Genomic DNA, 22,103 nt, shown 5'->3' on the forward strand with positions numbered 1-22,103 from the left:
AGGAACTCAGGAACGTCAGGAACAGGCGGCCTCAGCCGCGCCGCCAGGCGTTGGTGATCGGCAGCCGGCGGTCCCGCCCGAACCCCTTGGGGGAGATCTTCGGGCCCGGCGGGTACTGCCGCCGCTTGTACTCGGCGGTGTCCACCAGCCGCACCACCCGGTCCACCACAGCCGCCTCGAAGCCCTTGGCCACGATCGCGTCCCGGCCCAGGTCGCCCTCGATGTAGAGGTCGAGCACGGTGTCCAGCAGGTCGTAGTCGGGCAGCGAGTCGGTGTCCACCTGGTCCGGGCGCAGCTCGGCGCTGGGCGGCTTGAGGATGGTGTTCTCGGGGATCGGCGGGGTCTCGCCGCGCTGCTCGGCCAGCTCGTTGCGCCACTTGGCCAGCCGGAAGATCAGCGACTTGTACACGTCCTTGATCGGCCCGAACGCGCCGACCGAGTCGCCGTACAGGGTCGAGTAGCCGACCGCCAGCTCGCTCTTGTTGCCGGGGGCCAGCACGATGTGGCCCTCCTGGTTGGAGATCGCCATCAGCAGCGTGCCGCGCAGCCGCGACTGCAGGTTCTCCTCGGCCAGGCCGGTCAGCCCGAGCGAGTCCATGTAGGCGTCGAACATCGGGGCGATCGACACGGTACGGAAGTTGAGCCCGGTCCGGTGGGCCAGCTCGGCGGCGTCGTCCCTGGAGTGCTGCGAGGAGTAGCGGCTCGGCATCGAGACGCAGTGCACGTTCTCGGCACCCACCGCGTCCACCGCGATGGCCGCCACCAGCGCCGAGTCGATGCCGCCGGACAGGCCGATCAGCACCGACTTGAAGCCGTTCTTGCGCACGTACGCCCGGGTGCCGGTGACCAGCGCCGCGTACACCTCGGCCTCGTCGTCCAGCCGGGGCGCGATCTCGGCGGTCAGCGGCGCGGCGGGCGCGGCGGCCGGCTCGCCGCCGAGCTCGGTGCGGACCAGCCGCAGGCCGTCGGCGAGCACGGCGCCGTCCGGCAGCTCGGAGCTCGCCGCAGGCAGCTCGAGGTCGAGCACCAGCAGGCTCTCCTCGAACTGCGGCCCGCGCGCCAGCACCTGTCCGGCCGCGTCCACTACCAGCGAGTCGCCGTCGAAGACCAGCTCGTCCTGGCCGCCGACCATGTTCAGGTAGGCCAGCGTGCAGCCCGCCTCGGCGGCCCGGCGGCGGACCAGCTCCAGCCGCTGGTCGTCCTTGTTCCGCTCGTACGGCGAGCCGTTGACCACCAGCAGCAGCCCGGCGCCGGCCTGCCCGGCGGCGGCCACCCGGCCGCCCTCCTGCCAGATGTCCTCGCAGATGGCCAGCGCCACGTCGACGCCGTCGAGGCGCAGCACCGGCAGCTGGTCGCCCGGCACGAAGTACCGGAACTCGTCGAAGACCCCGTAGTTGGGCAGGAAGTGCTTGGCGAACCGCCCCGTCACCTCACCCCGGTACAGCACCGCCGCGCAGTTCTGTGGCGCGCTGGTCTGCGGCTTGCGCCCCAGGTAGCCGAGCACCACCGGCACCTCGCCCAGCCCCTCGGCGGCCAGCCGCTGCGCCACCTCCACCAGCGCGGCCCGCGAGGCCTCGACGAACGAGGTCCGCAGCGCCAGGTCCTCCACCGGGTACCCGGTCAGCGCCATCTCGGGGAACGCGACCAACCGCGCCCCGGCGTCGACCGCCCGCTTGGACCAACGCACCACCTCGTCACCGTTGCGCGCGATATCGCCGACCCGGGGGTCGGTCTGGGCCAGGGCAAGACGCAGATTCGGCATGCGGTCAGTGTAATCGTCGTTCTGACGCTATGGGGGGCGGGGTGGATGATGGGGACCAGTCGCGCGAGATTGTGACGATCATGCTCGCGGGCGCCCCGTTTGCGTAACACGAACGTAAAGAGCAGAGGTGAGACTGTCCCCATGGGCAAGCAGCAGGAGTTCGTGCTTCGTACGCTCGAGGAGCGTGACATCCGGTTCGTCCGGCTGTGGTTCACCGATGTGCTGGGGTTCCTCAAGTCGGTGGCAGTAGCCCCGGCCGAGCTGGAACAGGCCTTCGAGGAGGGCATCGGCTTCGACGGATCGGCGATCGAGGGATTCGCCCGGGTCTACGAGTCCGACATGATCGCCAAGCCGGACCCGACCACCTTCCAGATACTGCCCTGGCGCTCGGAGACCCCCGGCACCGCCCGGATGTTCTGCGACATCCTGATGCCCGACGGATCCCCGTCCTTCGCCGACCCGCGCTTCGTGCTCAAGCGCACCCTGGAGAAGGCCTCCTCCCAGGGCTTCACCTTCTACACCCACCCCGAGATCGAGTTCTTCCTGCTGAAGAACCTCCCGGGCGACGGCTCCATCCCCGAGCCGGCCGACCAGTCGGGCTACTTCGACCACACCCCGCGCGGCGTCGGCCACGACTTCCGCCGCCAGGCCATCACCATCCTGGAGTCGATGGGCATCTCGGTGGAGTTCTCCCACCACGAGGGCGCCCCCGGCCAGCAGGAGATCGACCTGCGCTACGCCGACGCGCTCTCCACCGCCGACAACATCATGACTTTCCGGCTGGTCACCAAGGAGGTCGCGCTGGAGCAGGGCGTGCACGCCAGCTTCATGCCCAAGCCCTTCTCTCAGCACCCCGGCTCCGGCATGCACACCCACGTCTCCCTCTTCGAGGGCGACCGCAACGCCTTCCACGAGTCCGGCGCCGAGTACCAGCTCTCCAAGGTCGGCCGCTCCTTCATCGCCGGCCTGCTCCGCCACGCCGCCGAGACCGCCGCCGTCACCAACCAGTGGGTCAACTCCTACAAGCGCATCTGGGGCGGCTCCCAGCGCACCGCCGGCGCCGGCGGCGAGGCCCCCTCCTACATCTGCTGGGGCCACAACAACCGCTCCGCCCTGATCCGCGTCCCCATGTACAAGCCCGGCAAGCAGGGCTCCACCCGCATCGAGGTCCGCTCCCTCGACACCGGCTGCAACCCCTACCTCGCCTACGCCGTGACCCTGGCCGCCGGCCTCAAGGGCATCGAAGAGGGCTACGAACTCCCCCCGGGCGCCGACGACGACGTCTGGGCCCTCTCCGACGCCGAACGCCGCGCCATGGGCATCCAGCCCATGCCCCAGAACCTCGGCGAGGCCATCGACCTGATGCAGCGCAGCGAACTGGTCGCCGAGACCCTGGGCGAGCACGTCTTCGACTTCTTCCTCCGCAACAAGCGCCAGGAGTGGGAGGAGTACCGCAGCGAGGTCACCCCGTTCGAGCTGCGGAAGAACCTGCAGGTGCTGTAACGGCAGGTCAGAGCACTCTCCAGGGCGGGTGAACGCCCTGGGCCAGCGGATTCCGTCCGCCGGCCCAGGGGTCGGTTCACCCGCCCTGTGCCGTCTGGGGGCCGTCCAGCTTCGATTTGGCCTGATTGCCGAAAGTGATCGGTGTCGAGGCAGGTCACACGGCTGAGGAGGAAGAGTGAGCACCACCGAGCGCACAACTCTGGCCGAACTGAAGTCGAGCGAGAGGTTTCAGCGGCCTGCCGTACGCAAGGCATTCGAGGATGCCCGGCTCCGCTTCGAGCTGGCTGAGACGGTCCGCACTCGCCGAGAGCACCTGGGGCTGACTCAGAAGGAACTGGGTCGGCTTGCCGGCATGACGCAATCAAGCGTCGCTCGCTTCGAGGCAGGGGGTGCGGAGCCGACCCTCCCGACGCTTGAGAAGCTTGCAGTGGCCTTGGGACTGCATCTCACGGTCAAGATGGAGCCCGATCCTGCAGCGGGAGCCGACCAGCAGCCGATGCCCTGCCCGGCTTGACCTGATTTGGCTGTCCGCGCCGCGTGCTGTATGCGGCTTGGGTTAGAACTGCGAATCACGATCTCCCGCTGTTGCTGGACACCGCCGGGCCGATGGCCGTCCTAGTCCTGGTCGACGGCCTTCGCGATGAGTCGGCACTCCGAGAGCGCGCGGAACATCGCATGGACACTCCGACGGCATCGCCCACTCGGTGGAGGTGCTCGCCGAGCTGGGGCTTGTCCAGGCGGCGTCGGTTCAGGTGTGGGTGCACCGCAGGGCCAGCCTGTTCAAGCTCTACATCCTGAACCGCGAGGAAGCCTTCTTCGGCTTCTACCCGCTTCGCGAGCGGACGGTGCCGATGGACGCTGACTCGCTCACCTTCTTCGACGTCACCGGCAAGGACGCCACCCCTGTTCCACCACTCGGCCGGCCCCGACGACGCGTCGCTCGGCTCGCAGTACGTGCAGCAGGCGCAGGCGTGGTTCGGCAGCGTGTGGACGACGATCTCCTACGAGCGCGGCGCATGACCGCCAGTTAGCGGGAGTTGATGGACGTGCTTCGCCCGGTGAAGCACGTCCTGCTCGACTTCGACGGGCCGGTCTGCTCGGTGTTCGCCGGCCTGCCGGCGCCCGAGGCCGCGGCGCGGCTGCCGGCGAGCCTCGCCGACGCTGGGCTGATCCAGTTGCCTGACGGGCCAGTTGAAGGGGACCCGCTCGCGCTGCTTCGGCAGATCAACGAGGAGCACCGGGAGGCGGTGGGGCTAGCCGATCGCACCCTCGCGGCCGTTGAGGCCGAGGCGGTTCGGATGGCTGTGCCGACCCCTGGCGGAGAATCGGTTCTCCGTGCCTGTGCGGAGTCGGGACGCTGTCTGGATCGTGAGTAACAACGCGGGCGACGCGATCCGGGACTGCCTCGACGCCCAGGGCCTCGCCGACCAAGTGTCCGGAGTCTTCGGCCGCGTCCCGGGCGATCCGGGATCCATGAAGCCGAACCCGCGGCTTCTCCTCGACGCGATGGAGGCGGCAGCTGCCGCGCCGGCCGAGTGCGTCTTCATCGGCGACGCGGTTCGTGACGTGGAAGCCAGCCAGGCGGCTGCCATTCCCACGATTGGGTATGCCAACAAGCCTGGAAAGGCCGCCAAGCTGGCTGCCGCCGGCGCGGTTGCCGTGGTGGATGCCCTGGACCAGGTCGTGCTTGCTCTGCTGCTGCTCCCAGGCTGGGCGCATTCCCCGAAGCCTCTATAGCTGCCGTCGGCCTCACACCGATGTGATGGTCAGTCGGTCGGGTGGAGTTGCTTCATGTCGTTGAGCCGGGGCCGCCCTGGATCTCTCCGGTTGCCGTGCCCTGGTTACCCCGGCTGCCGGGGTAACCAGGGCATGTGCATGTCCCAGCACCCTTGCTGCCATGTACGGGATCAGCAAACTTCGCTGACGTCCGATCAGCTTGAGATCAGGGTGCTGCCGCCCGGACGCCGGTTCGCCGTGCAGGTGCGGCTCTGGGGCAACGGCGAGGACGTCTGGAGCCAGCCGTCCGATACGCAGTCGATGTGCTGCCTGCCGATGGCCGCAGTCCCTTGCGGATGGGATTTCGAAGGACGACCCGTTCCAGCTTGCGGCGGGCTCGACCTGACCAGGACCAGTTGAACGCTGAGCCACACTAGTTTGACGTGCTGCCTGGTTCGGTTGTCCAACGGGCTGTCATCTCCGTGGGTCAGCTGGTCCGATCCTCCGGTGCTTCCAGGTCGACGAACGTGCAGTCGCGGAGAACGCGAACCAACTGCGCGGCAAGTACCCATCGGCTCCTGGGGTCGCCGGGCGTCGTGATGATGTCCGTGACAGGGCGTGGGCCGAGTGGGCCGGGCTGGTAGAGCGCGCCGTACACGCCGAGGGTTCGGACGTTCTTGGCTCGCACTGCCACGTAGCCGCCTTGAAGGTGGGGGCACAGCCGGGTGGATGCGTGGGCGCAGGTGAGGCATACCGGGGGGTGGGTGGCGGTCATGCCTTCGGGCCAGCCTGGCCAGTCGGCGCGGTCGTCCTTGAGGAGCCAGAGGGCGCCGTCCTCGGTGCGGTTGGCCGGCGTGCCGCAGATCTGGCAGAGCAGGTGTCGCATGGCGCGGCGTTGGCGGCCGGGGTGGACGCGGCCGAACTGGGGGCGGCCGTGTCCGTCGCCTCCCTGATCAGGTGGATCACCGGTGCCCCGGGACTCAGTGCCAGGGCCACCGCCTCAGTCTTTGTAGCGAGCCGGGCCCGTACGGTCTCCGTGAACTCGGCCAGGATGTGTCCGTGCTCCTCGAGTCGGGCATAGATCCCGCCGCCTCCAGGGTTCTCGGCAGACAGCTCCGGGATCTCCTGGGCCAAGTCCCACGGCAGGTAGGAGGTTGCCTCTTCGGCGGGGGTTCCGTCGCGGAAGTAGCGCCGCTTCCTGGCCAGCGACTTCGCGCCAGGAGCCTGCGTGGTGGCTGCTTCATTCGTCATGATTCGGCACCGACTCCTATAGTCCTCGTGATGACTAGCAGTCGCCCTGAAGCCCCGTCAACGCCGCTCCACTCCGTATCGGTGGCCGCGCCGTCGTCCGTGAGGACGGTCGGGTCCTGGTCATCCAGCGGGCCGACAACGGTACCTGGGAGCCGCCTGGCGGGGTGCTGGAGCTGGGGGAGACGCTCGAGGACGGCGTGCGGCGGGAGGTCTTCGAGGAGACCGGGGTCAAGGTTCGCCCGGAGCGGCTCACCGGTGTGTACAAGAACATGGGCCGTGGTGTGGTTGCGCTCGTCTTCCGGTGCCGCGTCGAAAGCGGTGAGGCGCGGGTGACGGACGAGGCCAGGGCTGTGTGCTGGTTCACCGCCGAGGAGGTCGCGGCGGAGCTGGGTGAGGTCTACGCCGTGCGCTTGCTGGACGCGCTGGAGGCTGCAGACGGTCCGCGTGTCCGGGCGCACGACGGGCGACGCCTCATCGGGTAGTCAGTCGGGACGGCGGGTCGACGAGCGCGTCCACCAGGCCGCGCACGTTGAACAGGAGTGCGGCTCCGTAGCCGGTGGGGAGCAGGCTGGTGAGAGCCATGATTCCCAGTTCGACAGCATGTTCGGCGGTCTGAGAATCAGCCAAGATCATGATCGGCGGGGATGGTAGGGGGAGAGCTGCTGTCACCCTGCTTTCGTGGATCACCCGGGTGACGGGGCGTCAGGGGCTCCGGATCCCGCATCGGGGTGATAGATCGAGCCAATGGAGTGGACTTCGGTGTCGGGTCATCATCCAGGCCCGACTTTGCGTGAATCCTCCCCTCGGTGCCGTCGGCACTGTCCGGCGCGGGTGGGTCCGAGCCGGTAGGTCTCCGTCCGAGAGGTTGATCGCTGAATGTCCAGATCACTGACCGTCATGGCCTCGTCCCGCAGCCGCAAAGTCCTCGCGGCGAGTGCGGCGGCCGTGCTGCTCGCGTTGGCCGGGGCGGCGCCCGCGTCGGCGGCGACGCGGGTGAGCAACAACGGTGAGATCAAGATCCACATGTCGGGCCAGAGCGTCGACGACCAGTCGAACGAGCCGAAGGTCTGCGTCTTCTACATCGACGCCTTCAACTTCGACCCGAACCAGGCGCTGACCTGGGAGGTCGACGCGGGCACCTTCGGCTCGCACGGGGCGCCGCTGGCCACCGGGAGTGCGACCTTCACGGCCACCGGTACGAGCGGGCAGGACATCTCCGGCGACCTCAACGGGGACGGCGGGCTGACCGGCAACGGCGGCGGACCGCAGAACGACATGTTCGTGGCGATCGAGAACGACAACACCGGACCGGACTCCGACAGCAAGAAGCACAAGGAGTTCAAGATCGACTGCGGCCAGCCGGTGCCGGTCGCATCCCCGCAGGTGGTGGGTGGTCTCGCCGCCGTGGCTGCCCCCGCGCTCGGCTTCTTCCTGTGGCGTCGGCGCCGCAGCCAGAGCATCTGACCGAGGACCAGATCATGCGCTGTGATGGTGCGGTGGCCGTCGTCCTGGGGACGCGGCCGGAGATCCTGAAGCTGGCCAGGGTGGTGCGCGGGCTGGGCGATCGCGCTCGGGTCGTCTACACCGGCCAGCACTACGACGAGGCGCTGTCGGACGGCGTCTTCCGCGGCCTGCGGCTGCCGGCTCCGGACGTCCGGCTCACCGACATCGGTGGGGCCCCGCGGGGGCAGCAGATCGGGTCGATGATCTCAGCACTGTCGGAGCTGTTCAGCGCCGATCCGCCGGCGGCGGTGGTCGTGCAGGGCGACACGAACACCACGTCGGCGGGTGCGCAGGCGGCGCAGTACCACGGTGTGCCGGTGGTGCACGTGGAAGCCGGCCTGCGGTCTCGCGACCGGGCGATGCCGGAGGAGATCAACCGTCAGGTGGTCGGCGTGCTGGCCGACGCGCACTGCGCGCCGACCGTGGCGGCGGCAGCCAACCTACGGGCCGAGGGCGTTCCGGACCACCGCGTCCACCTCACCGGGAACACGATCGTCGAGGCGGTGGCCGACTCGCTGCCCGGCGAGCAGGAGTCCCGGGCGATGCTCCGCGGTTTCGGCGTGCTCGAGGACCAGTACGTGCTGGCGACGATCCACCGGCCGGAGAACACCGATGACCCGGTTCGGCTCCGGCTCATCCTGACCGAGCTGGGACAGCTCGGCCTGCCGGTGCTCTTCCCGCTTCACCCGCGCACCAAGGCCGCGATCGTCCGGCACGGTCTGACCGAGCCGCTCGCCCGGCTGCGGGCGGTCGGGGCGCTGGACCACGCGTCCTTCCTCGGCCTGGCCCGGCACGCCCGTCTGCTCGTCTCCGACTCCGGTGGCGTGCAGGAGGAGTGCACCGTGCTCAAGAAGCCGCTGATCGTGGTGCGCAACAGCACCGAGCGGCCGGAGGCCGTCGAGGCGGGGTTCGCCACCCTGCTGCGTCCGGGGCCGGAGATCAGCCGACTGGCCCGTCGGCTGATTGCGGACGGCTCGCTGGCCGGTCGGCTGGCGGTCCGACCGTCCCCGTACGGCGACGGGCTGGCCAGCGAGCGCATCGTCGAGCTGGCCCTGGCGCTCGCCGACCGGCGGGTCCCGGACGGCTCCGCCGGCCCGTCACAGGCTTCGCCCGTGGTCCCGGCACCCTGCGCGGCGCAGGCGGCCGACGCCTTCGCAGCAGCGGACCCCCGGTAAGAACCGCCACTCAGAACCCCCGTAAACAACCCTCGTCACCAGTGGAGGAAGCCCGTGTACCGTCCATGCGTCCCCGGCACTGCCGCCGTGGCCTGCGGCTCGCTCGCCGCGACCGGAAGTAGCCACACCGTCCTGCTGACGGCGGTGGCCGCGACCCTGGTGGTCTCCGGCGCTCTGCTGACGCGTTTCGTGCGCCAGCGCAGCGAGAATGGCTGAGCTCAGCAGCCCGGCCGTACCGACCAGTCGTGGGGCCGGATCGCGCGCTGGCGCGGTCCGGTCCCTACGGCTTGCGCTGGCCGGGTTGCTGATCGTCTCCGCACTGCTGCTGCTGGTGTTCAACAACCGGTTCCGGTCCCTGGAGGCGATCGTGGCCGGGCCGCTGATCGGGCTCGGCACGGGTAGCAAGGTCGAGGTCGAGCCCTCGGTCGCGCTGATCTTCTTCGACGTGCACACCTGGCGGATGGAGGGGCTGCGGATCACGGCCGAGTGCACGGCGGCGGTGGTCATCGCGCCGTTCCTGCTGATGGCCGGGGGGATCATCACCTTCGGCAAGTTCCGGATCAGCCGGGTGCTGGCCGGGGTCGCGGTGGCGGCCGCCATCCTGTTCGGGGTCAACCAGCTGCGCCTGGTCGTCATCGCCTTCGCGACCCACGAGTGGGGCCTGCTGCGCGGTTACGGGTGGTCACATCTGCTGGTCGGCTCGCTCATTACCAGTTTCGGAGCGATCGTGGCGATCGCTGTGTTCTTCGTGATCGTCTCCCGGCCCGGTCGTCGCGGACGGATCGAGCCGGCGGTGGAAGGCGGGTCGGCGTGAATCACTCGGCAGGCACCGTGGTCAGCTTCGCGATGGCGTTGTCCCTGATCATGGGCAGTGCGTTCGTCGCCTATCTCGCGGCCCTGGTGACACCCTTCCTGCGCAGTCGCCCGCAACCCCCGGGCGACGCCTCGGGGTTCGACTGGCACATCTTCGTGCCGTGCCGGGACGAGGAGGCCGTGATCGGCACCACGCTGGCCCGGCTGCGGGCGGAGTTCCCCGGGATGCACCTGTGGGTGATCGACGACGGGTCGATCGACTTCACGGGGGACGTCATCCGCTCGTACCAGGCCGATGATCCGCACGTGCACCTGGTGCGCCGGGTGGCGCCGAACGCCCGCACCGGCAAGGGCGACGCGCTCAACGCGGCGTACCAGGCGCTGTGCGAGTGGCTGCCGGCCCCGCTGGCGCCCGAGCGGGTCGTCATCGGGGTGTTCGACGCCGACGGATCGCCGGCCTCGGGCTGCCTCGAAGTCATCTCGGGCGCCCAGCTCTTCGGTGACCCGGAGGTGGCGGCGGTGCAGATCGAGGTCCGGATGAGCAACCGGGAGGAGCGTCAGCCGCTCGGCGACGGCCCCCGGCTGCGCAACCTGCTCGGCCGGACCCTGGTGCGGATGCAGGACCTGGAGTTCCGCACGGCGATCCCCGCGATGCAGCTCAGCCGCCGGACCACCCGCACGGTGGCGATGGGCGGCAACGGCCAGTTCGCCCGGCTGTCCGCGCTGCGCACCATCGCCGAGGGAGCCCCCGGGCCGTGGCGCGGTTCGCTGCTCGAGGACTACGAGCTGGGCCTGCACCTGAAGCTCGCCGGGTGGCACACCGCGTTCACCCGGGACACCTGGGTGGACCAGGAAGGCCTGTGGAACGTCAAGCAGCTGGTGGCCCAGCGCACCCGCTGGAGCCAGGGCGCCATGCAGTGCGTGCGCTACCTGCCGCAGATCTGGAACTCGCCGAAGCTGACCACACTGGGCGTGCTGGAGGTCTCGTACTGCCTCTTCCAGCCGTGGCTCCAGCTGTTCGGCAGCGTGGTCTACCCGACCTTGGTCCTGCTGCTGGCCCTGCGCTACGCCATCCATCCGGAGATCGCCGGCCAGTTCCTGTCGAACGGCGGATGGGGCCTGCTGGTCGCCTATCTCGGCTTCGGCCTGGTCCAGTTCACCCTCTGGGGCCCGCTCTACTGGCGCAAGTGCGAACGGGCGGCCGGTTTCTGGCGGTGCCTGGGCTGGGGCATGGCCTACTCGCTCTACATCTGGCTCTACTGCGTGTGCACCTGGCGGGCGCTGGCCCGGCTGGCGAAGGGCAGGAACAGCTGGGTCAAGACCCGGCGCAACGCGGAACTGCGCCCAGTGGGAAGTTGACGACGTGTCACGAGTCGGGCAGGCCGGCCGGCGCCGGACGGTAGATGGTCAGCGAGTCCACCGAGAAGGAGATCGGCGTCGTCGTGGTGGGGGCCGGGTGGTAGGCGCCGTTGTTGATGGACAGGCTGAGCACGGGGTAGGCGGCGAAGTCCTGGCCCACGCCGCTGTGGTCGGACCAGGCGACGGCGAGGTGGTCGAGGCTGGGCCCGACGTACCAGGTGGTGTTGTCGGCGCCCAGCCGGGCGCCGACGTACAGCCAGGTGTCGGCGGCCACCGCCGGCGCCGTGTAGCGGCCGGTACCGCTGTGCACCTGGTTGACGAACTCCAGGGTGCCGGGGTGGTCGGCCTGCCACTCGAAGACGTCGACCTCGTTGCGACCGTCCCGCCAGCTCCACAGCGCGGGCCAGGCACCGGAGCCGGCGGCGGGCAGCCGGATGTGAGCCATGATCAGGTCGCCGGTGCGCATCTCGGTGCCGTCCCCACCGGTGTCGCAGGAGTCGCCGGTGGTCAGCAGGCCGGTGTTCCAGGCGCCGTCCGGGCCCGGGGTGGCGGTGATGGTCAGCCGGCCGCCGTTGGTGCTGAAGGCTGACTCGGTGAGCCGGTCGAGCTTGAAGTCGTGCTGGTTGTCCGCACAGTTCTGGTAGGCGCCGGTCTGCCAGCCCCAGGTGTGGCCCGGGCCCAGGTCCAGGCTGCGGAAGGTGTCGCTGAAGGCGACGCGTGCTCCGGCGAAGGGCGCCCGGGCGAAGGGTGTGGCGTCGGCCGTGACCGACGGTATCGCCGGCACGACGGCGAGGATCAGGCCGAACAGCGGATTGAGCAGGCGCATGATCATCCCTCAGGTGCGGTGGCGGACCGGGACGGCCCACGTCCACGATCCACCGGGGGCGTGGCGGCGCGCAGCGTGCTGTGGGCCGTCCGGGTACCTCTGATCGGAAGTCTCCCGGGAACGGTCAGGACCAGGCCCGTAGGCTGGTCGAAGCGCTCCGGTTCGAGCGCATCGCACGCCGTACCGGAGGGGCCGATGGCTGAGCAGACGCCGAGTCCGCAGCGGGGCAGCCGGATCAGCAGGCCCGAGAACCGGCTGGTCCGGCGGGGCTTCACGGATCCCGAGGCAGCCGTCCGCCGGCTGAGCGCGCCGGCGCTGACCGGGCTGGCCGACGATCCGCTGCTGCTGGACGGCCTCGGCGCCACCGCCGACCCGGATCTGGCGCTGCTCGGGCTGGCCCGGCTGCTGGAGGCGCTCAGCGAGGGGGAGCGGCACGCCCTGCGCGACACCCTGACCACCTCCAAGCCGCTGCGGGACCGCCTGCTCGGCGTGCTCGGCGCCTCCGCCGCGCTCGGCGACCACCTGGCCACCCACCCGCGCGACTGGCACGCGCTGGTCACCTTCGAGGTGCGCGACATGCACCCGGGTACGGCCGACTTCCGCCGCGAGCTGGAGCAGCGGGTCCGGGCCGGTAACGCCGCGCCCGCCGACGCGCTGCGCGCCGCCTACCGCCGCTGCCTGCTCACCATCGCCGCCCGCGACCTGTCGGCCACCACCGACCTGGTGCAGAGCGCCGCCGAGCTGGCCGACCTGGCCGGCGCCACCCTGCGCACCGCGCTGGAGATCGCCGCCGAGCAGGAGCCGGAGGCCGCCGACGCCTGCCGGCTCGCGGTGATCGGGATGGGCAAGTGCGGCGGCCGGGAGCTCAACTACGTCTCCGACGTGGACGTGATCTTCGTCGCCGAGCCGCGCGAGGGCGTCGAGGAGCAGCGCGCGCTGCGGGCCGCCACCCGGCTGGCCGCGGCGATGATGCGGCTCTGCTCGGACACCACCCGCGAGGGCACCATCTGGCCGGTGGACGCCAACCTGCGCCCCGAGGGCCGCAACGGGCCGCTGGTGCGCACCCTGGCCAGCCACCTCGCGTACTACCAGCGGTGGGCCAAGACCTGGGAGTTCCAGGCGCTGCTGAAGGCCCGTCCGGTGGCCGGTGACGCCGAGCTCGGCCAGGCGTACATCGCGGCGCTGTCGCCGATGGTCTGGCAGGCGGCGGAACGGGAGAACTTCGTCGCGGACGTGCAGCAGATGCGCCGCCGGGTGATCGAGGCGATCCCGGCCGGCGAGATCGACCGCCAGCTCAAACTCGGGCCGGGCGGTCTGCGGGACGTCGAGTTCTCGGTGCAGCTGCTCCAGCTGGTGCACGGGCGCACCGATCCGGCGCTGCGCAGCGGCAACACCCTGACCGCGCTCAGCGCCCTGTCGGCGGGCGGTTACGTCGGGCGGGCCGACGCCGCCTCGCTGGACGCCGCCTACCGCTTCCTGCGCACCCTGGAGCACCGGATCCAGTTGCACCGGCTGCGCCGCACCCACCTGATGCCCACCGACCCGGCGGACCTGCGCCGACTGGCCCGCTCACTGGCCCCGATGATCAACGACGACACCCGGGCCGATCCGGTGGCCGCGCTGGAGCGGGAGTGGAAGCGGCACGCGCTGGAGGTCCGGCGGCTGCACGAGAAGCTCTTCTACCGCCCGCTGCTGGACGCGGTGGCCGGACTCTCGGCCGGCGAGGCACTCACCCCCGGCACGCCGGCGATGAGCACCGAGGCCGCCGAGGCCCGGCTGCAGGCGCTCGGCTTCGCCGACCCGCCGGCCGCGCTGCGCCATCTGATCGCGCTGGCCAGCGGCGTCAGCCGGAAGGCGGCGATCCAGCGCACCCTGCTGCCGGTGCTGCTGGCCTGGTTCGCCGACTCCGCCGACCCGGACGCCGGCCTGCTGGGATTCCGCCAGGTCTCCGACGCGCTCGGCCGCACCCCCTGGTACCTGCGGCTGCTGCGCGACGAGAGCGCGGCCGCCGAGGGCCTGGCCCGGATCCTCTCGGCCGGGCGGCTGGCCCCCGACCTGCTGCTGCGGGCACCGGAGGCGGTGGCCATGCTGGGCGACCCGCAGGGCCTGGAGCCGCGCGGCCGGACCGCCCTGGAGCAGGAGATCCGCTCCGCCGTCGGCCGGGCGCCGAGCGCGGCGGCGGGCGTGGCGGCGGCCCGCTCGGTCCGTCGGCGCGAACTGTTCCGCACCGCCGCCGCCGACCTGCTGGGCCGCTTCGGCGAGGAGCCGGGGGAGGCCCTGGAGGCGACGGCCGGTGCGCTCACCGACCTGAACGCGGCCACCCTGGCCGGTGCGCTGGCGGCCTGCACGGCCGGCTGGGAGCAGGCCCACGGCGAGCCCTTCCCGGCCCGGCTGGCGGTGATCGCGATGGGCCGGTTCGGCGGCCACGAACTGGGCTACGGCTCGGACGCGGACGTGCTCTTCGTCCACGAACCGGAGCCGGGCACCGAGCACGACGCGACCGCCGCCGCCCGCTCGGTCTGCAACGAGCTGCGCACCCTGCTGGCCGCCCCGTCCACCGAGCCGCCTCTGCTGGTCGACGCCGACCTGCGTCCGGAGGGCCGGCAGGGCCCGCTGGTGCGCACCCTGGGCTCGTACCAGGCCTACTACGCCCGCTGGTCGCACGTCTGGGAGAGCCAGGCGCTGCTGCGAGCCGCGCCGGTGGCGGGGGACGTGGAGCTGGGCGAACGGTTCCGGGCGCTGATCGACCCGCTGCGCTACCCGGTGGGCGGTGTGCCGGAGCGGGACCTGTTGGAGATCCGCCGGATCAAGGCCCGGATCGAGAGCGAGCGGCTGCCGCGCGGGGCCGACCCGACCACCCACACCAAGATCGGCCGTGGCGGCCTGGCGGACGTCGAGTGGACGGTGCAGTTGCTCCAGCTCCAGCACGGGCACCAGGTGGACGGGCTGCGCACCACCCGCACCCGGCAGGCGCTGCTCGCGGCGGCCGAGGCGGGCCTGCTGGCGGGCGAGGACGCGGCGGTGCTGGACGCCGCCTGGGTGCTGGCCTCCCGGGTGCGCAGTGCGGTGATGCTGGTGCGCGGCCGTCCGGGCGACAGCTTCCCCGGCGAACCGCGCGAGTTCGCCGGAGTGGCCCGCTACCTCGGGTACGGGGCGGGCCACAGCGGCGAGCTGGTGGACGACTACCGGCGCACGACGCGGCGGGCGCGGGCGGTGGTGGAGCGGCTGTTCTACGGGTGAGGCAGCCGGGGTGGGACCGGGGCGGCCGGGGCTGAGCCGGCCGGACGGTCAGCGCCGGTAGCCCGCGCCCACCGGGGTGGGCCGCTGCTCGGGCAGATTGGCGCCGGCCTGCCAGGAGGCCGGGATCTGCGGGAACTGGTAGGCCCAGCGGTGGTAGATCAGCCGGGTGACCAGGAAGCCGACGGCAAGGCAGGCCAGTCCGCCGACCGCGTCCATCCAGTAGTGGTTGGCGGTCGAGACGATCACCATCAGGGTGGCGGCCGGGTAGAGCAGGCCCAGGGCGCGCACCCACCGGCGCTCGGCCAGGAAGAAGATCGTCAGCCCGCACCAGGTCGACCAGCCGATGTGCATCGAGGGCATCGCGGCGAACTGGTTGGAGACGCTGGCTCCCGCCCCCGAGGCCAGCGAGCCCCAGGTGTGGTGCACCAGCACGGTGTCCACGAAGCCGTACCCGGCCAGCCGGGGCGGCGACAGCGGGAAGAAGTAGAACCCGACCAGGGCGATGCCGGTGGTCACGAAGAGCACCGTCCGGCTGGCCGCGTAGCGGCCCGGATGGCTGCGGTAGAGCCAGACCAGCACCGCGATGGTGATGATGAAGTGCAGTGTGGCGTAGTAGTAGTTCATCCCGACGATGAGCCAGCCGACCGAGTTGACGCCGTGGTTGATCGAGCGCTCGACCGCGATGCCGAGGTTCTGCTCCAGGTGCCAGATCCAGTTCGCGTGCTTCTGCGCGATCGCGGCCTGCTCCGGAACCGCGTTGCGGACCAGCGAGTACAGCCAGTAGCTGAGGCCGATCAGCGCGAGTTCGAACCAGAGCCGCGGGCGGGCGGGGCCGCGCCGCTGGGCCATGATGCGCCGCCGCAGCGAGCCGGTGGCGCTCAGTGCCGTACTACCGCCGGCTCCGTCCGCCCGCTGTGCGGCCGTCTGGCCCGGGGCTCGGACGGAACCGCCGGTGCGGAGCTGGGCGGCGTTCTCGCGGCCCGGCGTCTCGATCTCGGTCGGTTCCCCCATGGACGAGAAGTCTGCCAGACGTTCTGTGGCCGTCCGATCATCCTCTGGTCGTGGATTCTTCATCGGCTGTCCTCCCACGGTGCTAGCCGGCTGCCCCCGACCTTGGCGGGGGAGGCGGCAGGGAACGCCCGGTGGGGGCGTGTCGGAGGGACACACATGCGTTCCATTGTTACGCGTTCGCAATAGGCGGGGCTAGGCGGGGTACCCACCGCGCAGGGGGTGTTGGGGGAACCGGGCAGTAACCGGCAGCGCCGATGAATACCTTTTCTGCATCTTGCTGAAACATATTTCAGCACGCTAGCGTCCTCGCCACCCGACGACGACGAGCCCGGCAAGGGAGCCGCTGTGCCCGCTGTTCCGCTCCGCCCTGCCCGCAGGAGCACCACTCGAACGAACGGCAGACGAGACAGACGTGGCCGGCCGGGGGTGCTGCTCGCGGCCGCGCTGACCGCGGCGACCCTCGGAACCGCCACCCCGCTGGCGAGCGCCGCCGCCCCGGCGCCACCCTCGGACCGGAGCCTGGCCACACTGGCCGACCGGCACGACCTGACCCGCGAGCAGTACTACTTCGTGCTGCCCGACCGGTTCGCCAACGGCGACACCGGCAACGACAGCGGTGGCATCACCGGGACCCGGATGGACAACGGGTTCGACCCGAGCGACAAGGGCTTCTATCACGGCGGTGACCTCAAGGGCCTGATCGACCGGCTGGACTACATCCAGAACCTCGGCACCACCGCGATCTGGATGGCGCCGATCTTCAAGAACAGGCCGGTCCAGGGCACCGGAGACAACGCGAGCGCCGGCTACCACGGCTACTGGATCACCGACTTCACCCAGGTCGATCCGCACTTCGGCACCAACGACCAGCTCAAGGAGCTGATCAAGAAGGCGCACAGCCGCGGCATCAAGGTCTTCTTCGACGTCATCACCAACCACACCGCCGACGTCGTCGACTACGCGCAGGGCAGCCACGCCTACCGCTCGATCGGCGCCTACCCGACCCTGGACCGCAGCGGCGCCCCGGTCGACGAGACGGCGGCGGCCGATGCCGACGCGGCCGGGGGAACCGCGAGCTTCCCCGACCTGACCGCCAACTCCTTCCCCTACACCCCCGTGGTCACCCAGCCCGCCGCCAAGAAGCCGGACTGGCTCAACGACCCGACGCTCTACCACAACCGCGGCGACTCCACCTTCGTCGGCGAGTCCGCCACCGAGGGCGACTTCTCCGGCCTGGACGACCTGGACACCCAGAACCCCAAGGTGGTCAAGGGATTCGAGCAGGTCTACCAGACCTGGGTGCGCGACACCGGCGTGGACGGGTTCCGGATCGACACCGTCAAGCACGTCAACATGGCCTTCTGGCAGCAGTGGGCGCCCGCGCTCAAGAGCTACGCCGCCAAGCAGGGCAACAACAAGTTCTTCATGTTCGGCGAGGTCTACTCCGCCGACCCGTCGATCACCTCGCCCTATGTCACCAAGGGCAAGCTGCAGGCCACCCTGGACTTCCCGTTCCAGGACGCGGCCCGCCGGTTCGCCTCGCAGGGCGGCTCGGCGCAGAGCCTGGCCGACCTCTACGCCCAGGACTACCGCTACACCAGCGCCGACAGCAACGCCTACGAACTGCCGACCTTCACCGGCAACCACGACATGGGCCGGATCGGCTCCTTCCTGCGCGCCGACAACCCCGGCGCCGACGACGCCACCCTGCTCGCCAAGGACCAGCTGGCCGACCAGCTGCAGTTCCTCACCCGCGGACAGCCGGTGGTCTACTACGGCGACGAGCAGGGCTTCACCGGCGCGGGCGGCGACAAGGACGCCCGGCAGGACATGTTCGCCACCAGGACACCGTCCTACGCGAGCGACCCGGTGATCGGCGGCCAGTCCGGCGCCGCCGACCGGTACGGGCAGAGCGGACCGCTCTACCAGGGCATAGCGGACCTGGCCAAGCTGCGGGCGGCCAACCCGGCGCTGGCCGACGGCGCGCAGATCCAGCGGTACGCGGCCAGCGGCCCGGGCGTCTACGCCTTCTCCCGGATCGACGCCGCACAGCAGGTCGAGTACCTGGTCGCGGTGAACAACGCCACCACCCCGCAGACCGTCGCCCTGGACACCTTCTCGGCCGGCATGACCTTCCAGCAGCTCTACCCGACGGCCGGCCGGCAGCTCGGCAGCGGCGCCGACCGCAAGCTCACCGTCACGGTGCCGCCGCTCTCCTCGGTGGTGTACCGGGCCGCCGCCAAGCTCGCACCGTCGACCGCCGCGCCGGCCATCACGCTGAACACCCCCGCCGACGGCTCGACCGGCAAGGTCACCCTCGGCGCGCAGGTGGACGGCGGCGGCTTCCACCGGGTCGGCTACGCCGCGCAGATCGGCAACGGGCCGTGGCAGCTGCTGGGCACCTCGGACACCGGTGTCGACAAGGTGACCCAGGACCTGGGCGGTGTGGCCCCCGGCACGGTGGTCCACTACAAGGCCGTGGTCCAGGACAACGCCGGCCACCTGCGCTCGGCCACCGGCAGCTTCACCACCGGCACCCCGACCCCGCAGACCCCGCCGAGCGCGAGCAGCCGTCCGTACGCGGTGGTGCACTACCAGCGCAAGGACGGGAACTACGACGGCTGGAACCTCTACGCCTGGGGCGACCTGGCCGACGGCGAGGGCACCAGCTGGCCGGCCGGGCACCCGTTCGTCGGGCGGGACGCCTACGGGGCCTTCGCCTACGTCAAGCTCAACAGCGGCGCCTCGGACGTCGGGTTCATCGTGGAGAACAACGGCACCAAGGACGTGTCGACGGATCGTCATATCGACGTGGGCTCGACCGGCGAGGTCTGGGTCAAGCAGGACGACCCGACCGTCTACACCGCCGACCCCGGGCCGACCTCCACTCCGTCGGCCAACACCGCGGTGATCCACTACCACCGCGCGGACGGCAACTACGACGGCTGGGGCCTGCACGACTGGACCGGCGCCGCCACGCCCACCGACTGGGGCAACCCGCTGCAGCCGGTGCGCAAGGACGCCTTCGGCGACGTCTTCGAGGTGCCGCTGAGCGCCGGGGCGAGCAGCCTCAGCTACATCCTGCACAACGGCAACACCAAGGACCTGCCCGACGACCAGTCGCTCGACCTCGTCACCTACGGGCACGAGGTCTGGGTGCTCGGCGGCCAACCCGGCTACCTGCTGCCCGAGGTGGCGACCACCAGCTCGCAGCTGGACCTGTCCGGCGCCAAGGCGCAGTGGATCGACGCCAACACCGTGGTGGTGCCGGCCAACTACGGCGCCGGCGACAGCGCGCTGCAGGGCGGCACCAGCGCCCAGCTGATCTACGACCCGGCCGGCAGCCTCCGCATCGACAAGGGCGTGCTGAACAAGCCGGGCTACTGGCTGCGGCTCAACCCGGTGGCCGGCGGGCTGACCGACGCGCAGAAGAAGAAGTACCCGAACCTGGCCGGCTACCGCGCCTTCACCGTGGACTCCCGGGACACCGCCCGGGTGCCCCAGGCGCTGCGCGCGCAGCTGGTCTTCACCGAGCACCTGCCCAGCGGCGCCGCACTGGCCGCCACCGGGGTGCAGATCCCCGGCGTCCTGGACGCGCGGTACGCGGGCCAGGCCGCCCAGGCCCAGCTGGGCCCGGTCTACCGGCAGTCCGGCCCCTGGTGGTGGCCGTTCAACCGTGAGGTGACGCTCTCGCTCTGGGCGCCCACCGCGCAGCAGGTCACGGTCCAGCTCTACGACAGCGCCACCGGCGGGACGCCGCGTGCCGTCCCGCTCAAGCGTGACGAGGCCAGTGGCGTCTGGTCGCTGACGGACAGCCGGGCCGCGCTGGCCGGCAAGTACTACGTCTACCAGGTCAAGGTCTGGGCGCCGAGCGTCCAGCAGCTGGTCACCAACACCGTCACCGACCCGTACTCGGTCGCGCTCTCGCCCGACTCCAAGCGCAGCCTGGTGGCGGACCTGACGGACCGTACGACCAAGCCGGCCGGCTGGGACGACAGTCGCAGCCCGCAGGCGGTCGCGGCGAGCCGCCAGCAGATCCAGGAGCTGCAGGTACGCGACTTCTCGGCGGCGGACAGCACCGTGCCGGCCGCCGAGCGCGGCAGCTACCTGGCCTTCACCGAGTCGCAGTCGGCCGGCATGCAGCACCTGCGCGAGCTCGCCAAGGCCGGCATCACCGCCATCCACCTGCTGCCGACCTTCGACATCGCCTCGATCCCGCCGACCGCCGACCAGAAGCTGCCCGCCTGCGACCTCGCCGCGCTGCCCAAGGACAGCGACAAGCAGCAGGAGTGCGTCGCGGCGGTGGCCGCCCAGGACGCCTACAACTGGGGCTACGACCCGCTGCACTACACCGTGCCGCAGGGCTCGTACGCCACCGATCCCACCGGCACGGCGCGCACCGTGCAGTTCCGGCAGATGGTGCAGGCCATCCACGCCGCCGGCCTGCGGGTGGTCCTCGACGTGGTCTACAACCACACCGCGGCCGCCGGGCAGGACGAGCACTCGGTGCTCGACCAGGTGGTCCCCGGTTACTACCAGCGGCTCAGCGACAGCGGCGCGGTGACCACCGACAGCTGCTGCGCCGACACCGCGCCCGAGCACGCGATGATGAACAAGCTGATCGTCGACTCGGTGCGGACCTGGGCCGAGCAGTACAAGGTGGACGGCTTCCGGTTCGACCTGATGGGCCTGGACCCGAAGTCCACCATGCTCGATGTGCAGTCCGAACTGAAGAAGTTGACGATCCGGCAGAACGGTGTCGACGGCTCGTCGATCTTCCTCTACGGCGAGGGCTGGAACTTCGGCGTGGTGGCGAACAACGCACGGTTCGAGCAGGCCACCCAGCTGAACATGGCGGGCACCGGGATCGCCACCTTCAACGACCGGGTCCGCGACGCCGGGCGCGGCGGCAACTTCATGCTCTCCTCGGCGCCGCAGCAGGGCTTCGCCTCGGGGCTCTACACCGACCCCAACGGCTCCTCGGCCAACGGCAGTTCGGATCAGCAGAAGGCCGCACTGCTGCACCAGATGGACCAGATCAAGGTGGGCCTGACCGGCAACCTGGCCGACTACTCCTTCACCGACAGCTCCGGAAAGTCCGTCACCGGCGCGGGAGTCGACTACAACGGCTCGCCCACCGGCTACGCGGCCAACCCCGGCGAGGCCGTGGAGTACCTGGACGCGCACGACAACACCGACCTGTTCGACGCGCTCGCCTACAAGCTGCCGACCTCGACCTCGGCGGCGGACCGGGCCCGGATGCAGGCCCTCGGGCTCTCGCTGACCGCGCTCACCCAGGGGCCGGGCTTCGCGGTGGCCGGCAGCGACCTGCTCCGCTCCAAGTCGCTGGACAGCAACTCCTTCAACTCCGGTGACTGGTTCAACGCGATCCACTGGCCCGTTCCCGATTCAAGGACCTGCGCGGACGGCAACGGCAACGGCTGGGGCCACGGCCTCCCGCCGGCGGCCGACAACCAGTCGATGTGGCCGGTCGCCAAGGCGCTGCTGGCCGACCCGCGGCTGACCGTGGGCTGCGACCGGATCAGTGCGACCTCCCAGCAGTACCAGGAGTTCCTGCGGATCAAGCAGGGATCGCCGCTGTTCGGGCTGAGCAGCGCGGCCGAGGTGCAGCGCCGGCTGAGCTTCCCGCTCTCCGGCACCGCCGGCGAGACCCCCGGGGTGATCACCATGCACCTGGACGGCACCGGGCTGCCCGGCGCCGAGCGCGGGATCACCGTGGTCTTCAACGCCACCCCGAGTCCGCAGAGCCAGGCGCTGCCCGCGCTGGCGGGAACCAGCCAGCAGCTGCACCCGGTTCAGGCCAATGGGGCCGACCCGGTTGTCAAGCAGGCGACGTTCCAGTCGGACTCCGGCCGATTCACCGTTCCGGCCCGTACGGTGGCGGTGTTCGTACAGCACTGAACCCCTGACGGGTCGGGTCGGG

16 protein-coding genes and 2 pseudogenes are annotated in these 22,103 nt (G+C 70.8%); 13 read left to right on the forward strand and 5 right to left on the reverse strand.

Translation table 11 applies throughout. The features are described from left to right. Positions 1–31: 31 nt before the first annotated feature. Entirely contained in the window at positions 32–1,762 is a 1,731-nt protein-coding gene (locus BR98_RS30325) for an NAD+ synthase (RefSeq protein WP_035849763.1), read from the reverse strand. A gap of 141 nt (positions 1,763–1,903) precedes the next feature. Between BR98_RS30325 and glnA the strand changes: the two genes are divergently transcribed. The 5 genes from glnA (at position 1,904) to BR98_RS41675 (ending at position 5,002) form a co-directional block, all read left to right on the forward strand. After that, positions 1,904–3,265: a type I glutamate--ammonia ligase gene (glnA, locus tag BR98_RS30330; RefSeq protein ID WP_035849767.1), complete on the forward strand. Its 1,362-nt coding sequence runs from the start codon at positions 1,904–1,906 to the stop codon at positions 3,263–3,265. Between the two features lie 175 nt (positions 3,266–3,440). Next, positions 3,441–3,779, forward strand: a complete 339-nt coding sequence (locus BR98_RS30335) for a helix-turn-helix domain-containing protein (RefSeq protein ID WP_035849771.1) — start codon at positions 3,441–3,443, stop codon at positions 3,777–3,779. 190 nt (positions 3,780–3,969) lie between these two features. Continuing rightward, positions 3,970–4,296: a hypothetical protein gene (locus tag BR98_RS30340; protein ID WP_051970437.1), complete on the forward strand. Its 327-nt coding sequence runs from the start codon at positions 3,970–3,972 to the stop codon at positions 4,294–4,296. Positions 4,297–4,305: 9 nt separating this feature from the next. Next, a complete protein-coding gene (locus tag BR98_RS41670; RefSeq protein WP_232247675.1) occupies positions 4,306–4,641 on the forward strand; it encodes a hypothetical protein in 336 nt (111 codons plus the stop codon). Beyond that, entirely contained in the window at positions 4,634–5,002 is a 369-nt protein-coding gene (locus tag BR98_RS41675) for an HAD family hydrolase (RefSeq protein WP_232247677.1), read from the forward strand. Before BR98_RS41670 ends, BR98_RS41675 begins: the two co-directional genes overlap by 8 nt. 466 nt (positions 5,003–5,468) lie before the next feature. On the opposite strand, the gene BR98_RS40580 is transcribed toward BR98_RS41675, so the two are convergent. Together BR98_RS40580 and BR98_RS41680 are read right to left on the reverse strand one after the other, a co-directional pair. After that, positions 5,469–5,867, reverse strand: a complete 399-nt coding sequence (locus tag BR98_RS40580; protein ID WP_051970439.1) for a hypothetical protein — start codon at positions 5,865–5,867, stop codon at positions 5,469–5,471. Positions 5,868–5,911: 44 nt separating this feature from the next. After that, positions 5,912–6,199 (reverse strand): annotated as a pseudogene (locus BR98_RS41680) (UTRA domain-containing protein); the annotation flags it as partial. A gap of 155 nt (positions 6,200–6,354) precedes the next feature. Between BR98_RS41680 and BR98_RS30355 the strand changes: the two are divergent. From BR98_RS30355 to BR98_RS30375, 6 genes are all read left to right on the forward strand, one after another. Further along, positions 6,355–6,714 carry an NUDIX hydrolase gene (locus tag BR98_RS30355; RefSeq protein ID WP_324606717.1) on the forward strand — a complete coding sequence of 120 codons (360 nt, stop codon included), beginning with the start codon at positions 6,355–6,357 and terminating at the stop codon, positions 6,712–6,714. Positions 6,715–7,108: 394 nt separating this feature from the next. Continuing rightward, positions 7,109–7,696: an EGFR-like transmembrane domain-containing protein gene (locus BR98_RS36750; RefSeq protein ID WP_157537990.1), complete on the forward strand. Its 588-nt coding sequence runs from the start codon at positions 7,109–7,111 to the stop codon at positions 7,694–7,696. A gap of 14 nt (positions 7,697–7,710) precedes the next feature. Next, a complete protein-coding gene (gene wecB / locus BR98_RS30365) occupies positions 7,711–8,910 on the forward strand; it encodes a non-hydrolyzing UDP-N-acetylglucosamine 2-epimerase (RefSeq protein WP_083977159.1) in 1,200 nt (399 codons plus the stop codon). A 54-nt stretch (positions 8,911–8,964) separates the two neighbouring features. Then, positions 8,965–9,126 carry an LPXTG cell wall anchor domain-containing protein gene (locus tag BR98_RS39755; RefSeq protein WP_157537991.1) on the forward strand — a complete coding sequence of 54 codons (162 nt, stop codon included), beginning with the start codon at positions 8,965–8,967 and terminating at the stop codon, positions 9,124–9,126. Between the two features lie 85 nt (positions 9,127–9,211). Next, the gene (locus BR98_RS30370) at positions 9,212–9,724 is read left to right on the forward strand and encodes an exosortase/archaeosortase family protein (protein WP_035849777.1); all 513 of its coding nucleotides are present in this window, start codon (positions 9,212–9,214) and stop codon (positions 9,722–9,724) included. Beyond that, positions 9,721–11,082: a glycosyltransferase family 2 protein gene (locus BR98_RS30375; protein ID WP_232247683.1), complete on the forward strand. Its 1,362-nt coding sequence runs from the start codon at positions 9,721–9,723 to the stop codon at positions 11,080–11,082. Before BR98_RS30370 ends, BR98_RS30375 begins: the two co-directional genes overlap by 4 nt. 7 nt (positions 11,083–11,089) lie before the next feature. Here the strand turns inward: BR98_RS30375 and BR98_RS36755 are convergent, their stop codons facing one another. Beyond that, positions 11,090–11,908, reverse strand: a complete 819-nt coding sequence (locus tag BR98_RS36755; RefSeq protein WP_157537992.1) for a LamG domain-containing protein — start codon at positions 11,906–11,908, stop codon at positions 11,090–11,092. A gap of 195 nt (positions 11,909–12,103) precedes the next feature. Between BR98_RS36755 and BR98_RS30385 the strand changes: the two genes are divergently transcribed. Beyond that, positions 12,104–15,148, forward strand: a complete 3,045-nt coding sequence (locus BR98_RS30385; protein ID WP_051970448.1) for a bifunctional [glutamine synthetase] adenylyltransferase/[glutamine synthetase]-adenylyl-L-tyrosine phosphorylase — start codon at positions 12,104–12,106, stop codon at positions 15,146–15,148. Positions 15,149–15,379: 231 nt separating this feature from the next. Here the strand turns inward: BR98_RS30385 and BR98_RS30390 are convergent. Further along, positions 15,380–16,222: pseudogene (locus BR98_RS30390) on the reverse strand (phosphatase PAP2 family protein); the annotation flags it as partial. Positions 16,223–16,585: 363 nt separating this feature from the next. Here BR98_RS30390 and pulA point away from each other — a divergent pair. Continuing rightward, positions 16,586–22,081: a pullulanase-type alpha-1,6-glucosidase gene (gene pulA, locus BR98_RS30395; protein WP_051970453.1), complete on the forward strand. Its 5,496-nt coding sequence runs from the start codon at positions 16,586–16,588 to the stop codon at positions 22,079–22,081. The last annotated feature ends 22 nt before the right edge of the window (positions 22,082–22,103 follow it).

The sequence above is a fragment of the Kitasatospora azatica KCTC 9699 genome, assembly GCF_000744785.1.
GTDB classification, from domain to species: domain Bacteria; phylum Actinomycetota; class Actinomycetes; order Streptomycetales; family Streptomycetaceae; genus Kitasatospora; species Kitasatospora azatica.